This window comes from Carnobacterium sp., from assembly GCF_045617425.1.
Classification (GTDB): Bacteria; Bacillota; Bacilli; order Lactobacillales; family Carnobacteriaceae; genus Carnobacterium_B.
Map to the genome: position 1 here is coordinate 74,735 of NZ_JAZLIO010000015.1, position 14,230 is coordinate 88,964.

The window sequence follows — 14,230 nt, forward strand, 5'->3', positions numbered from 1 at the left end:
ACAGCACTATGTTTATAGGGCAGTACAGAAAAAGTCTATATCTTTAGTATAGCGAAATTCCTATTTCTTGACAAATTTTCTTCAACATCTGCATTTCCAAAAGATTTTCTTATAAGATTAGTAACAATTACATTAAACTCTCCGGTAAATTAAAGTGGTTTTCTTCAGCAACTTTTTTGAACCAGTGACCAGATTTTTTAATTGTTTTTACCTGAGTATGGATATTATTGGATATTAAACCATAACGATTACGATAAGCATTTTTCCATGACCAGCAATCAATGGGCGTCCATAAGTGGTAGCCAAAACAATTAGAGCCTTCATCTATTCCCTTAGCCAGCCAATAAAGATGTTCTTGAATGAATTGGATTCGGTAATCGTCTTCGATTATTCCTTCTTCGCTTAAATAACGCTCTTCTCTAGAAACCCCCATACCATTCTCCGATACGAACCATGGAATATTGTCATAGTTATCACGAATGTTCAATGCAATGTCATGGAGTGCTTGAGGATAAATTTCCCACCCCTTATCTACATTCATGCGTCGTCCTGGCATCTCATAGTCATCAAAATATTTCGTTGGCATCCAATCAACTGCTAAACTGTCAGCCGAGACATTTGGTTGTTTAACTCTATGAGGATGGTAAAAGTTGACTCCAAGAACATCTATCGTATTTGCTTTGATAATTGCCATTTCCTCATCCGTTGATTTCCATAGTACTCCATCTTTTTTCAAAATATCTATTAATTCTTGAGGAAACTGGCCTTTTGTAGAAGCACCTAAAAACATATCATTCATCCATAAATTTGCAAAATGAGCTGCCGCTATATCTGCTGGCGAATCTGTTGCTGGGTAAGAAGGTGTTAAATTCAAGATAATACCGATTCTGCCATCTGGATTCGTATTGATTTCACGATAGGCTGCGATAGCTTTTGCTGAAGCTAGAGAGATGTTATAAGCAACTTGAATCGCTTTTTTTCCATCAACGATATTTGGGTAGTGGAATTGATATAAATATGCACCATCAACGATGACTAATGGTTCATTGAACGTAAACCAATCCTCAACACGATCGCCAAACAAACGGAAACATTGTGAAGCAAACTTCGCAAATAAATCCACTACATATTTTGATTCCCAACCGCCATATTTCTTTTGTAATTCTACGGGTAAATCAAAATGCAGCAAATTGATAACTGGACGAATACCTTGTGCAAGACATTCATCAATGACTGCATTGTAGAATCGAACCGCATCTTCGTTAACAGTCCCTTCTTCTAAGTCATCAATCAATCGTGACCACTGAATAGATGTACGAAAAGAGTTGAACCCAATCTCTTTCATCATTGTAATATCTTGTTTGTAACTATTATAAAAGTTGGAAGCTGTATCTGGTCCTACTTGATCGTAGAATGCTTCTGGCTCAATTTCGTACCAATGATCAAATACATTTGCATGTTGTTTGTTGAAACGTCCTTCGCTTTGGGGTCCAGATGTCGCGGCTCCCCACCAAAAATCTTTTGGAAATTCTACTTTCATTTCTACTCATCCTAACTACTGATTATTTTTCTTTCAAATAATAGATACGACTTGCGTAATCTCCTGGCATGTCGCGACTCCAATATTCATGAGCGCGTCCAATATAGTTTTCTCCTAGTAATAGTCCAACCTGCATTAAATCATCACCATAACGTAAAGTTTCGTCTTCATTGATTTGATACAACTGATTTTCTTTCAATCCTGTCAATTGGATCCGTTCATAAACAGGATTCGGTTTTGCCAATACTTGGTAGACACCAACTAATGCCTCTTTTTGATCAAGTGATACAACCATCCATGCTGTTACATTTTCTTCAAATGGACTTTTCAAACGGTAAAACGTCCCTTGATGGATCAAGGGTTGCCATTCTTTTACTTGCTTGATTTGTTCTTTGATGATCTTTTTATCCGGTTCATTTAACTTTGTGCTATCTAATTCATATCCAAAAGTTCCAAATGCTGCAACATCTCCACGCATTTTCAATGACGTTTTACGAGCAACTTGATGATTGGGCACTTCTGAAACATGGCTTCCAATTGCTGACAATGGATAAATAAAAGATGTTCCATATTGGATCTTCAATCGCTCAACGGCATCTGTGTCGTCACTTGTCCAGGTTTGAGGCGCATAATATAACAATCCTGGGTCAAAACGTCCACCGCCTCCTGCACAGGATTCAATCAATAAATCTGGATATTTCGCTAGAATTTTTTCATATAACGCATAGACACCTAAAATATAACGATGCATCACTTCTCTTTGCTGTGTTGCAGGTAAATGTTGTGAGTAGGCTTCAGAAATGTAACGGTTCATATCCCATTTGATGTAATCGATCTCATTACTACTGAGAATCGCATCCATCTGCTCAAAGATATCCTCCACAACTTCTGGACGGGAAAAGTCTAGGACATATTGGTTTCGTCCATGAGAAATATTTTTTTGTGGATGACCAATAACCCATTCTGGATGAGCATCATGAATAGGTGTACCTACAGATACCATTTCAGGTTCGAACCATAGACCAAATTTCAAATCCATAGCATGTATTTTTTTAGCTAGTCCTACAATTCCGTTTGGCAATTTTGATTTATCCACTTCCCAATTTCCTAGTGAGCTAGAATCATTGTCACGTTTCCCGAACCACCCATCATCTAATACAAATAACTCAATCCCTAGAGACTTCGCATCTGTAGCAATTTCCAAGATTTTTGTTTCATTAAAATTAAAGTAAGTTGCTTCCCAGTTATTAATCAGAATGGGTCTTTCTCGTTTTGCCCACTTTGGATTGATCAATTGTTCCAGATACAACGTATGGAACATTTGGCTCATTCCATTTAACCCATTTTCACTGTAAACCATTACGGCTTCAGGTGTAGTAAACATTTTCCCAGCGTCTAGTTTCCATTCAAACTGGTGTGGATTTATTCCCAACATTGCTCGGGTCACATCATATGTATCTACTTCAACTTGAGCTAAAAAATTACCACTGTAAACAAAACTAAATCCAAATACTTCTCCTTTATGTTCCGTTGCATCTTTTTTTGCAAGTGCAAAAAAAGGATTATGAGCATGACTGCTAGCTCCCCGCGTACTAGAGATATGTTGTACTCCTGTAATTAGTTCTTTTCTTTCTACTTGTGCTTCTCGTGCCCAAGCGCCATGTAAATGAATAAAATCATAATCAGCAGTCGGGAAATCAATATTCATACTCATCAAGCGTTCAATAGTAATGGATTGAGTTCCTTGGTTTTCTATTTTTGCATATCTGGTAATGACACTCAAATCGTGAAACAGTGTGTACGAAAGAGTCAAAACTACTTCTGAATAGCGATCCTTCAATCCAATCTCTAAGGTAGTTGCTTCCTTTGATGTAGCAAAAGTAGCAGGCATCCCTTCTAGTTTTTTCTTTCCTTCTATAATAGCAAAGCTTTGATACTCAAAGTGGCTGATATGATCACCATCTGCGTATCGCAGTTCAATAGCTGGGTATCTAAAGTCTGTTGTCCCATAAGCCGGCATCTCTTGCTTTACGTGCTCCAAAGATGTCGTGTAATCATTCACCATTTGATTATTTGATGGTCTCACTTCACGCTCAATGAGATGTGCAAATGAATCACGATGCCGAATGGCTTTTCCTACATATAATTGTTCTAATACATTTGTTTGTTCCATTACTCGGAATATATAGCTTATTTTACCATTTGTAAGATGAAATTCTTTTTTACCTTCATTTAGATAAACATATTTATTCATGGTTTACTCCTTTGCAAATTGATGTAAAGAAAACTGATTATAATTTTACTTTCAAACCTTTTTGAATTAGTAACCAATAGATACTAGGAACAAGAAAAATAAACAGTATCAAATTAAAATAGGCTATCCCCATCGCGCTCCATGTCAGCATCAGAATAAATAAACTTTTAAATGGATTACGAATCAGGTAGTCCAAAGTATAGGCATAAAACCACTTCCCTTTATATGTCTCATTTCTATCACTAGACAAACAAATGGCTAGCACTAAAAAAACATGATAAAAGGAAAATAGCGTTAAACTAGTTACTAATAGGAGACTACTTATGGAATACACAACTCCCATTTTAATAGAAAGAAAACTGGCTACGCATAGACTTAGCAATCCCGTCCATATAAATGAAAGTCCTTTTCCATAAGGCACGTTCCCTCTATTTTTTTCTATTTTAACTTGTTCAATATTTGACCCGTTCTTGGAAAGTCCTTTCGCTTCTTGTAGAAAAAACACCATACCTAGTGCAGCATCTGAAAAACCATAGATGAGACCAGAACGGATGAGTGTACCCCAATAATGTAATGATCCAACAACAAACGCATAAATTATTTCTATAGATTGTGTCAATCTTGGGGCTTTTCTCATTTTTGTTCTTCCTTTCTCAAGTCAATTATTTTACTGAACCTGCGATACCGTTATAGATGTATTTTTGTAATGAGAGGAACACAATTAGAATAGGTATAATTACAATCATGACACCTGCTAAAATAACTGGCCAGTTGGTTCCGTAAGGGCCTTTAAATGCAAAAAGTGCAGTTGAGATAACTTTTAGCTCTCTTCCTGGCATGTAAAGGAAAGGATTATAAAAGTCATTGTAGACACCTACTCCACTAATAATCAACATGGTCACAATTGGAGCCTTTAAGTTAGGCAAAATGATTTTCCAAAAAATTTGGAAATATGATGCTCCATCTAAAATAGCCGATTCGTCTAATGAAATAGGAATCTCATCCAAGTACTGCATAAAAATATAGAGTGCTATAACATCCGTACCAAGATTTAAGACAATTACTGACCAAATCGTATTAAATAAACCTAACCCTTCAATGATTTGAAATGTTGCTACTTGACTTGTTATTCCCGGAATCAGCATTGCTGTCATAAACAATGTCAAAATAATTTTCTTAAAGCGAAAATCGAAACGATTCATTGCATAAGCAAACATTGATCCTAATGTTAATTTCCCTACCATACTGACAACAAAAATAATCAGCGTGTTTTTGAAACCAGTCAACATTTCTCCATCGACAAATGCCGTTACATAGTTGGTAAAGTCTATCGTTTTTGGCAGTGCCAATACGCCTGTTGATAAAAATTCTTCATTTGACTTAAATGAACCAATCAAAACAACTAGTATGGGCAACATTGCTATAATGACCCCTAAAGTGAGGACTGCATACTTGAATACACTTCCAACCGATAGTTTCATTTTATTTTTCTTTTTATACGTTGTCTGCGTCAATTCCATATTCTACCTCTTTTCTCGTATGGCTAAACGTTGGATTACAGTAACCACAATCACAATCATTAACAGAATGATTCCCATTGCAGAAGCCAAACCAGTTTTATTGTATTTAAAGGCTGTTGAGATTGTTTGTATGACAAATGTTGTTGTTCCGTTTGAACCACCCGTCATGATATAAGGAATATCGAATACACTCAGTGAACCACTGATACCTAAAATAATATTTAAAAAGATAATATTTTTTATACTTGGAACAATAATGTATAGAAACTTATCCCATTGGCTAGCGCCATCAATATCAGCTGCTTCATATATTTCAGGATTGACCGATTGGATAGCCCCTAAAAAAATCAAGAAATTAAAACCGGTATAGCGCCATACTGAAGTAAAGGCTAAAGAAATATTATTGATTGAACGATCCCCTAACCAGAGACGAATTTGACCGTCTAATCCTAGGAATGATAAGACCGTATCTAATGTACCGCCACCTTTATAGAAATACAAAAAGATGAAACCAATTGCCACACCATTCAACAAATATGGGAAGAATAAAACACCTTTCCAAAAATTAGCGAATTTGACTTTAAATGATAGCAACGTTGCGAATAATAGCGCGATACCTAGTTGAAAAAATGTAGCGATGAAGTAGTATAAACTTGTTTTGAAAACTGCAAAGTAGTTTGGATTTGTTAGAACCGTCCGATAGTTATCTACACCGACAAAATTAGGTTCAGGGGTTATCCCGTTCCAGTCAGTTAAACTATATTGGAACATCTTAACTAATGGATAATAAGAAAACAGCAACAATAAAGCTATTGGAATAATTGTAAATAAGAAGATGAGCAACCTTTTTTCTGAATTTTGATTTAATTTTATTTTATGCACACTTTATCCCTCCATTAAAAAATCGAGCGTCCCCACTAAATAAGGACGCTCCTTTAAATCAATTAGTTATTGCCAACTGTTTCGATCGCATCAGCCCATCGTGTATTAAATTCTTTCATAATGTCTTCAAGTTTTTCATCTGTGTTTCCTACACCTGCGTCAATGATGCGTTGTTTTTCTAAGTCAGTAGAACCAACACCTAGTTCAGACATGTTGTTCACATCAGGGAATAAAGATTCTTTACCTTCAGGAGCTGGATTTTCTTCCAGTAAGATAACACCAGCTTCTTGGCTAGCTTGCAATGCTGCTGGATAATCTCCACCTATTACAGCTGATAAACCACCATTTTCTACTGCGTAATCTGATTCATTCACTAACCAATCTAATAAAGTACGAGCTGCTTCTTTATGTTCGCTATTCACATTAACGGCATAGTTGTAATCTCCACCAATGCCCATATATTGTTCGCCGTCTTCTGCTGTTACTGGGAAGGTTTGGAATGTGATATCTTCTGCATTCTCAGGAACGATTTCTTGGATTTGTGGTACCGCCCAGCTTCCCAAAACCATAACCCCAACTTTTCCATTTGCTAAGTCTACTTTTGATTGTTCCCAGTCAGATGTTGTTGGATCAGCTTCAATCAACCCTTTATTAGCGACTTGATATAACGTGTCATAGATTGTGTACATTGTGTCACCTTTGTCAAATGGAGCAGTATCTTGTGCTAATTTTGTTGTTACGTCTGGATCACCAGAAACTCCTGTACGTGTGAAGTCCCAGTTAGATAATGTCCACCCTGCAGCATAGTTTGTGTATAATGGTGTAACTTCAGGATCATTTTCTTTGATTGTTTCTAAGGCAGCAATAAAATCTTCTTGAGTCTTTGGAAATTCAGTGATGCCAGCGTCTTCAAATACTTGCATGTTTACAACCATTCCTGTGGCATTCATTTGTGATGGAATACCATATTGAACACCTTCAAATGAACGGTCATTCAGTCCCATATATACTTCGCCTAATTCTTCTTTGTCTCCTAAAGGTTCGAAGAACAATTCAAAATCTTGCGGCGAAATATCAGCAGGCAACATTACTAAATCTCCATATTCTTTTGTATTCATACGTGTCTTCATTTGTCCTACATAATCGGTAATGGTTTCAATTTCCACTTTAATATCAGGATGTTCTTCATTAAACTCTGCTATGTACTCATCCCATTTGCCGTTCGTTTCCCAGTCTGTCTTGTGATTAATGAATGTGATTGTTTCTACATCATTTGCTGCGTCCGTTTCTTTTGTACTTTCTCCACCACATGCCGTTAGTGTCAAGATAGATGCAATTGCTAAACCTGTTAAACTAGCTTTACCCAAAATAGACTTTCTTTTCATCTCTATATCCTCCTAAATAGTAGTAGTAAACGCTTACAGAAATAGAATAGCATGTTTAATTTTAAATGTATATACTTTTAAAGAATTTTTTTATTTATTTTTGAAATAACATCTAACAACTGCTTCTGCAGGTTTTCCATATAATGCATAATCTTGATTTGTAGTTGCTTTTTGAATAGGATACAAGTTAGACTTCCAATCCCAAAGCCCAAAACCTCCTACCCATTCATATACGTCTGTTTGACGAAACATCTCTTCGTACCATTCTTTTTGTCCTAAGTTATCGACAGATCCTTCTAACTCCCAGTTATTTGGCAACCACTTTGAACCTGATCGACTGGCACATCCTGCTTCACAGAAAAAAAATGGTTTTTGTTCTCTTTCTACTACTTTTTCAATTCGTTTTAATTCCTGTTTCCATTTATCAACTGGATAATAACCGGATGATGATATCACATCGACTGCATCCCACCAAGTCAGATGATTTTCTTGATATTTATCGCAATTGTAGGTGATCAGTCCTGTGTATTCTTTTCGCACAGAATATACAACCTTACGCCATTCTTTTTCTCGACGGTCACTATTTACTAATTCACAACCTACAACAAACATATCACATGTTGTTTCTTCAGAAATTTGTGCGTAATGAGTAATAAATTCGGTATATGAAGTGAACCAATCTGACCACTTCGGTTCACAAGGTACATCGTACTCAAAAAAGTTGATATGGGCACGCCACGTGCCATCTGCTATATTTACCATTGGTTTCAAAATTACTTTTAAGCCTACTTCCTGTGCAAATGCAATCATTTTCCTTACCTCTGAATCACTTAAAACAGTATCAGCTTGCCAATTAATTTTAGTCGTATGTACCGTTTCTTGCTCAACTACAACTGCTAATATGACATGTGTAATAGCACAGCGTTCTTTTAACAAGCGTAGTGATTCAAATGCTTCTTCCTTCTCCCATTCGCCACGTTGACTCATATAACCAAATGTTACTCCTTTAATATATTCCATAATAACCTCCTTTTACGTATTGACTTTTTAAAACTAAAGTATATATTTATTATTGTATGCGGTACCAATATTATTCATCAATTTTATTTGTTTGTAAAGAATAAAGTTGAATATCTTATATTTCACTACTCGTTCGATACCACAAAGGAGGATATATGAAAGAAGAAAAACGTCTCTTTTACAAAACAATGTGGTCCTTTGCATTACCTATCACCATCCAATTGATGATTACATCTGGGTTAAATATAGTAGATTCAGTTATGGTAGGAAGCTTAGGCGTAGAATCCATTGCGGCGGTAGGCATATCTAATAAGTTCACTCAGTTTATGGTTGTTATTTTGCAAGGTTTTGCCAGCGGTGCAACTATCTTTTCAGCACAGTACTGGGGTAAAAACGATAGTGTCGGTGTTAAACAGACACTTATTTTAGTAACAAAAATCGCTTCTCTTTTTTCGATGTTCTTTGCTTTGCTAACTTTATTTTTCACTCCTGCCATAATTGGAATTTTCTCTAAAGATGCTTTAGTGATTTCTGAAGCTATATCTTTCTTGCGCATCATAAGTGCTAGTTATCTCTTTACTGCATTATCTATGATATTTAGTGTAACTTTAAAGACTATTGGAGAAGTCAAAAGACCTACTTTTTACAGCGTCCTTACGCTCTTGACCAATACCTTCTTCAATTGGATTCTAATCTTTGGTCCTTTCGGTCTTCCAGCATATGGTATTCAGGGAGCAGCAATAGCAACTTTATTGGCCAGAATTATCCAAACAGCTTTGCTTTTTTCAATATTCATCAACAAAGGGATTTTAAAGACCAATCCAAACAACAATCAACCTATACCAAAAATAAGCCGTCAATACTGGAAAATAACGATCCCTTCCATCATCAATCATCTGACTTGGACAATAGGTGAACTGGTTTTCTTTTGGCTTTATACCCGAACAGGAACCAATCAAACTGCTGCTATTTCACTAATCGACCCACTCGTTTTTCTTTTTGTTTGTATATTTACTGGACTAAGCGATGCTTCAAGTGTAATGATTGGAAATCAATTAGGCGGAGAAAAGTATGATAAAGCTTTATTTTATGCCAAGCAATTCATTCGATTGACCACTATTCTTTCCATTATCATCAGTGGAGTTATTCTTTTATTTTCACCAATGATCCTACAATTTTACAATATAACAAATAATGTGGAAGAACTCGTAAAACAGGTGTTATTAGCTTATGTCATTCTTTTGCCATTTAAACATTTAAACTATGTAAATAATGTTGGAATTTTGCGTGTTGGTGGAGATACAATATTCGTGATGTGGCTAGATACCTTATCCGTTTGGTTATGGGGGATCCCCATGGCTTTTCTTTCGGTATATTTTGGCTGGCCACTTTGGAGTATTTTTTTCATCGCTAATTCGCATGAAATTATTCGGGCTATTATAGGTGTAAGGCGTACCTTACGTAAAGGATGGTTAAAAACACTTATTGCTTGATAAAAAAATTGATACTTATAAGGGGGGAGAAAAGTGCAAATAAAATTAGTTTTAGAAAATCAGCTTATGAGTAAAGTGTTGCCTTTTTGGCTTTCTCAGCAAGATAATGTAAATGGTGGTTTTTACGGTAAACTATCGATTGATTTGAAATCCTACCCGCTAGCTCCTAAAGGTGGTGTCATGATGTCTCGATTCTTATGGACTTTTTCCCATTCCTACGAAACTATGAAAAAGGATGAGTACAAACTCGCTGCAGATCATGCTTACCGTTTTATGCTAGATACTTTATGGGATATGAAATATGGTGGCATTTTTTGGCTTGTCGATGCTGAAGGTAAACCAGTTAATTTAATTAAACATGTTTATGCACAATCCTTTGCTATTTATGGTCTAAGTGAATACGCTAAAATTAATCCAGATTCTGATGCACTTGAATACGCGAAGAAACTTTATCTACTTATTGAAGAACATGCGTATAATCCAACTACTCTTGGCTATGAAGAAGAGTTTGATCAGGTATGGAAGAAAAAGCCACTTTCACAAGTTGCTTCTCAAAATTCTAAAGTAAGGTATACAACAAATACACATTTACATTTACTAGAAGCATATACAAACCTCTACACAGTATGGCCAAATGAAGCGTTATTAGAAAAAATTCAGCATTTATTAAAGTTATTCACTACTCGTATCTTTCATCCTGCTGGTTACTGCCAACAAGAGTTCGACCAAAACTGGAATTCGGTCATTCCTGAAGTTTCTTACGGTCATGATATCGAAACTTCGTGGTTACTTGATGAAACTTTAGAACATTGCAAGATTAACGATGAATTAGATAAAGAAGTACGTGACATGACGGCTTCACTCGCTGCTTATTGCTACGAAAATGGTCTAGATGAAACCGGTTGGATGATTAATCATGCTGATGGTTCTCATCTTGATCAAACAAAAGTCTGGTGGGTAGAAGCAGAAGCTATTATTGGTTTATATCATGCATTTCAACAATCTGGAAACCTCGAATATCGGAAAGCAGCTCTAAAATTAATTCAGTTAGTTCAACAAAATTTTGTGGATGACCGTCCCGGAAGCGAATGGTATTCTCGTTTGGACAAAAATAATCAATTGTTATCTGTATTTCTCAAAAATGGGAACTCAGAAGAAAACATATCCGATATATGGAAAGGACCTTATCATACAGTTCGCTTTTATTTAGAAATGATCAAACGTCTGGAGGAAAACTAGCATGGAAATGAAAGATTTGGAAAATTATACTGGCAGCGGCATCAGACCATCTGATTTTGATGCTTTTTGGGAAAAAGGATTACGTGAAATGGAGTCTCTTTCACTTGATTACATACTAGATCCGGTAGATATACCTTCGCAAGTAGCCAACTTTTACCATTTAACATTCAAAGGCGTTGATGGTGCGATTATCCACTGTCAGCTTATTACACCAAAAGAAACCACTGGTAAAAAATTGAAGGGCATGCTGCAGTTCCATGGATACCATACTGATTCAGGTGATTTCCAAGACAAAATTGGTTGGGCAGCTGAGGGCTTTGTCGTTTTAGCTTTAGATGCTCGCGGACAAGGTGGTCTTTCTCAAGATTGTACTCAAACAAACGGAGGTGTTATGAAAGGTCTTATTATTCGAGGTATGGAAGAAGGTAAAGGTAATCTTTATTTCAGACAAGTCTTCCTTGATACTGCTCATGCCGCTCGCATCCTAAAAGAAATGGCATTTGTAGATGAAACTCGCATTTACGCTCAAGGTGCTTCTCAAGGTGGCGGTCTAACCATTGCATGTGCTGGACTCGTTCCGGACTTATATCGAATTTATGTTTCTTATCCGTTCCTTTCTGATTATAGAAAAGCTTATGCTTTAGGTGCTCAGACCTCTGCTTTTGAAGAGATTCCGTATTGGTTTCAGTTCCGTGATCCTCTGCATAAACGGGAAACCGAAGTGTTTGACACATTGGAATATATTGATATTCAACACTTCGCTCCTCGTATAAAAGCAGAGGTTTGTTGGGTTATTGGAATGCAAGATGCTGTTGTTCCGCCAATTACGCAAATGGCAACTTACAATAAACTCACTTCAAAAAAACAGCTTGTCGTTTTACCAGAATACGGTCATGAATACCTGCCTAAAGTCAGCGATGAAATGCGTAGTTACTTTTTAAATTAAATTACCTGTCCATAATATGAACCTAGATTCTCTATCAATAGGTGTTGGTGAGTAAAATCATCAACACCTATTTTCTTGCTTTTTTCTTATGCTGATTTTTAGAGCAGTCCATGTTCTCATCAAGTATATGGATTTCTAATCCCTCTTAATAAAATCACTTATTTTTTCTATAACCTTTTATTTATGTATGCTCGTATAGAAAAATAGATAGAATAGAGGTAGTTGAAATGACAGGAATGGCTTGGGAAATTATAAATATTATCGGTACAATTGCCTTTGCAATGAGTGGTGCATTTATCGCAATAAAAGTAAACTATGATATCCTTGGAATTTATAGTTTAGGCTTTACACAGCATTTGGAATATCCTTTGGAAAGTGAATAGCATCGAGTTTTTTGATGCTATTGGTTTAGCAGCGTTTGCTATACAATGTGCAATTTATGCTGTTTCCACTGAAGTACCAGCAGTCGCAGTTGTTCTTGCTGCTGTTATCACTGGTGCAGGTGGAGGATTACTAAGAGATATATTTGCCGGGCGTAAACCTATGATTTTCCATTCAGACGTTTATGCTTTGTGGGCTGCAATCGCTGGTTGATTATTGGATTAAATTGGGTTAATGGTCCATATGTAACGATTATACTCTTCATTTCGATTGTTGTTTTAAGAGTGATATCCCTTTACTTCAATTGGAGTCTACCCCACTCTTTCTATCCAAAAAAAGAAAAAGACTAAATATGATTGATCAACATCGTTAATACTAAATTTGTCATTAAAATAGCTAGTAAATAAAGAACTCTCTTTATTTTAGAGAATTCTTTTACTTACTAGCCTTTATTTTATTGAATAATCTGATTTCCACCATTTTTTTTTGCCACTTCTAATTTCGCAGATACCTTTTGAATCATTTCACTAATTGTTTCACTCGGGTCATATATGGTAATTCCTCCGCTGACACTTACCTGATTAGGTATTACAAAGAATGTTTCCAAAACGGTTTGTCTGACTGTCTCTGCAATTTTATAGGCTTCATCTTTAAGAGCATTCTCCAATAGGATTAAAAAGACAGACTCTCTATATCTGCCGGCAACATATTTCTCTTGAATCACAGATTTAATCAACTGACCTGTTGTTTTTAATATTTCCTCGCTCAACAATAGACCAAATTCTTCTTCGTATTTAGAATATTTGTCAATTTTTATGAAAATAACAGATAACGGATATTTTTTTTCTTTGGCTTTATTTGCACACTTAGCTAATTCTACTATAATAGATGATCTTGTATGTAGATTTGTAAGTGTATCTACCTTTATTTGAGTTGTTAAATTTTTATTTTTAACTGCTAATTGTTCACGTTCTTGTTCTTCCTTGGTAACATCAAATACAATTCCTTTAAGAAAAAGTGGCGCTCCGTTTTCATCTCGCTCCGTTACCCTTCCTCTGTCTTGATAAACCCTCCAAGAACCATCTTTGGCTTGGATACGATATTTAACTTCCCACATAGGTATATTATTTAGCATGTGTTCTTTCATCGCTCTAATGACTTCTTCTTTATCTTCAGGATGAATTTTATCTGTAAAAAATTGATAAGGAACTTTTTCAGGCAAATCCTCTTTTCGATACCCAATAGATTCTGTTTTTAAAGAATTAAATTCAACTTCGTTCGTAGTGCAATCCCAAAACCATTGTCCTAGGTTGCCAGTCCATCCATATTCTAGATGTTCTGATTCTTGGATTGTATGCAATAATTCTTTATTTAATCTGTTTAAAGAGTCCACTTGCATAAGCAGCTCTTCCCTACTTAATTCTTTCATGGTATCTCCTCCATTTCAGAAAATCCTTACACCTACCTAGTCATCAATTAATAACATCGATTTATTTTATTGCTATTCATCGTAACAATTTGATTAGAAGTCTAGAAAAATGGAATCATTTATTTGACCTAAATAACCGAA

General features: G+C 35.8%; 13 protein-coding genes. 5 read left to right on the plus strand and 8 right to left on the minus strand.

Annotation, left to right across the window (positions count from 1 at the left end):
* Positions 1–127 precede the first annotated feature (127 nt).
* The 7 genes from ACKI3H_RS07750 to ACKI3H_RS07780 form a co-directional block, all read right to left on the minus strand.
* The gene (locus tag ACKI3H_RS07750; protein ID WP_407371706.1) at positions 128–1,540 is read right to left on the minus strand and encodes a glycoside hydrolase family 1 protein; all 1,413 of its coding nucleotides are present in this window, start codon (positions 1,538–1,540) and stop codon (positions 128–130) included.
* A 22-nt stretch (positions 1,541–1,562) separates the two neighbouring features.
* On the minus strand, positions 1,563–3,794 hold the full coding sequence (locus tag ACKI3H_RS07755) for an alpha-galactosidase (protein WP_407371707.1): 2,232 nt from the start codon (positions 3,792–3,794) through the stop codon (positions 1,563–1,565).
* A gap of 37 nt (positions 3,795–3,831) precedes the next feature.
* Positions 3,832–4,431, minus strand: coding sequence for a hypothetical protein (locus ACKI3H_RS07760; protein ID WP_407371708.1), 600 nt, complete (start codon positions 4,429–4,431; stop codon positions 3,832–3,834).
* Positions 4,432–4,456: 25 nt separating this feature from the next.
* A complete protein-coding gene (locus ACKI3H_RS07765; protein WP_407371955.1) occupies positions 4,457–5,275 on the minus strand; it encodes a carbohydrate ABC transporter permease in 819 nt (272 codons plus the stop codon).
* A 42-nt stretch (positions 5,276–5,317) separates the two neighbouring features.
* Positions 5,318–6,196, minus strand: a complete 879-nt coding sequence (locus ACKI3H_RS07770) for a carbohydrate ABC transporter permease (RefSeq protein ID WP_407371709.1) — start codon at positions 6,194–6,196, stop codon at positions 5,318–5,320.
* 62 nt (positions 6,197–6,258) lie between these two features.
* On the minus strand, positions 6,259–7,581 hold the full coding sequence (locus ACKI3H_RS07775) for an ABC transporter substrate-binding protein (RefSeq protein WP_407371710.1): 1,323 nt from the start codon (positions 7,579–7,581) through the stop codon (positions 6,259–6,261).
* A 90-nt stretch (positions 7,582–7,671) separates the two neighbouring features.
* Positions 7,672–8,601: a glycoside hydrolase family 113 gene (locus ACKI3H_RS07780; RefSeq protein WP_407371711.1), complete on the minus strand. Its 930-nt coding sequence runs from the start codon at positions 8,599–8,601 to the stop codon at positions 7,672–7,674.
* Positions 8,602–8,756: 155 nt separating this feature from the next.
* Between ACKI3H_RS07780 and ACKI3H_RS07785 the strand changes: the two genes are divergently transcribed.
* The 5 genes from ACKI3H_RS07785 to ACKI3H_RS07805 all read left to right on the plus strand — a co-directional run bounded on the left by ACKI3H_RS07785 (position 8,757) and on the right by ACKI3H_RS07805 (position 12,873).
* Entirely contained in the window at positions 8,757–10,094 is a 1,338-nt protein-coding gene (locus tag ACKI3H_RS07785; RefSeq protein WP_407371712.1) for an MATE family efflux transporter, read from the plus strand.
* A 33-nt stretch (positions 10,095–10,127) separates the two neighbouring features.
* Positions 10,128–11,333 carry an AGE family epimerase/isomerase gene (locus ACKI3H_RS07790; RefSeq protein WP_407371713.1) on the plus strand — a complete coding sequence of 402 codons (1,206 nt, stop codon included), beginning with the start codon at positions 10,128–10,130 and terminating at the stop codon, positions 11,331–11,333.
* A gap of 1 nt (position 11,334) precedes the next feature.
* Positions 11,335–12,279, plus strand: a complete 945-nt coding sequence (locus tag ACKI3H_RS07795) for an acetylxylan esterase (RefSeq protein ID WP_407371714.1) — start codon at positions 11,335–11,337, stop codon at positions 12,277–12,279.
* 227 nt (positions 12,280–12,506) lie between these two features.
* Positions 12,507–12,662: a TRIC cation channel family protein gene (locus ACKI3H_RS07800; RefSeq protein ID WP_407371715.1), complete on the plus strand. Its 156-nt coding sequence runs from the start codon at positions 12,507–12,509 to the stop codon at positions 12,660–12,662.
* On the plus strand, positions 12,655–12,873 hold the full coding sequence (locus tag ACKI3H_RS07805) for a TRIC cation channel family protein (protein ID WP_407371716.1): 219 nt from the start codon (positions 12,655–12,657) through the stop codon (positions 12,871–12,873). Before ACKI3H_RS07800 ends, ACKI3H_RS07805 begins: the two co-directional genes overlap by 8 nt.
* A gap of 241 nt (positions 12,874–13,114) precedes the next feature.
* Here the strand turns inward: ACKI3H_RS07805 and ACKI3H_RS07810 are convergent, their stop codons facing one another.
* On the minus strand, positions 13,115–14,089 hold the full coding sequence (locus tag ACKI3H_RS07810; protein WP_407371717.1) for a sensor domain-containing diguanylate cyclase: 975 nt from the start codon (positions 14,087–14,089) through the stop codon (positions 13,115–13,117).
* Positions 14,090–14,230: the final 141 nt, after the last annotated feature.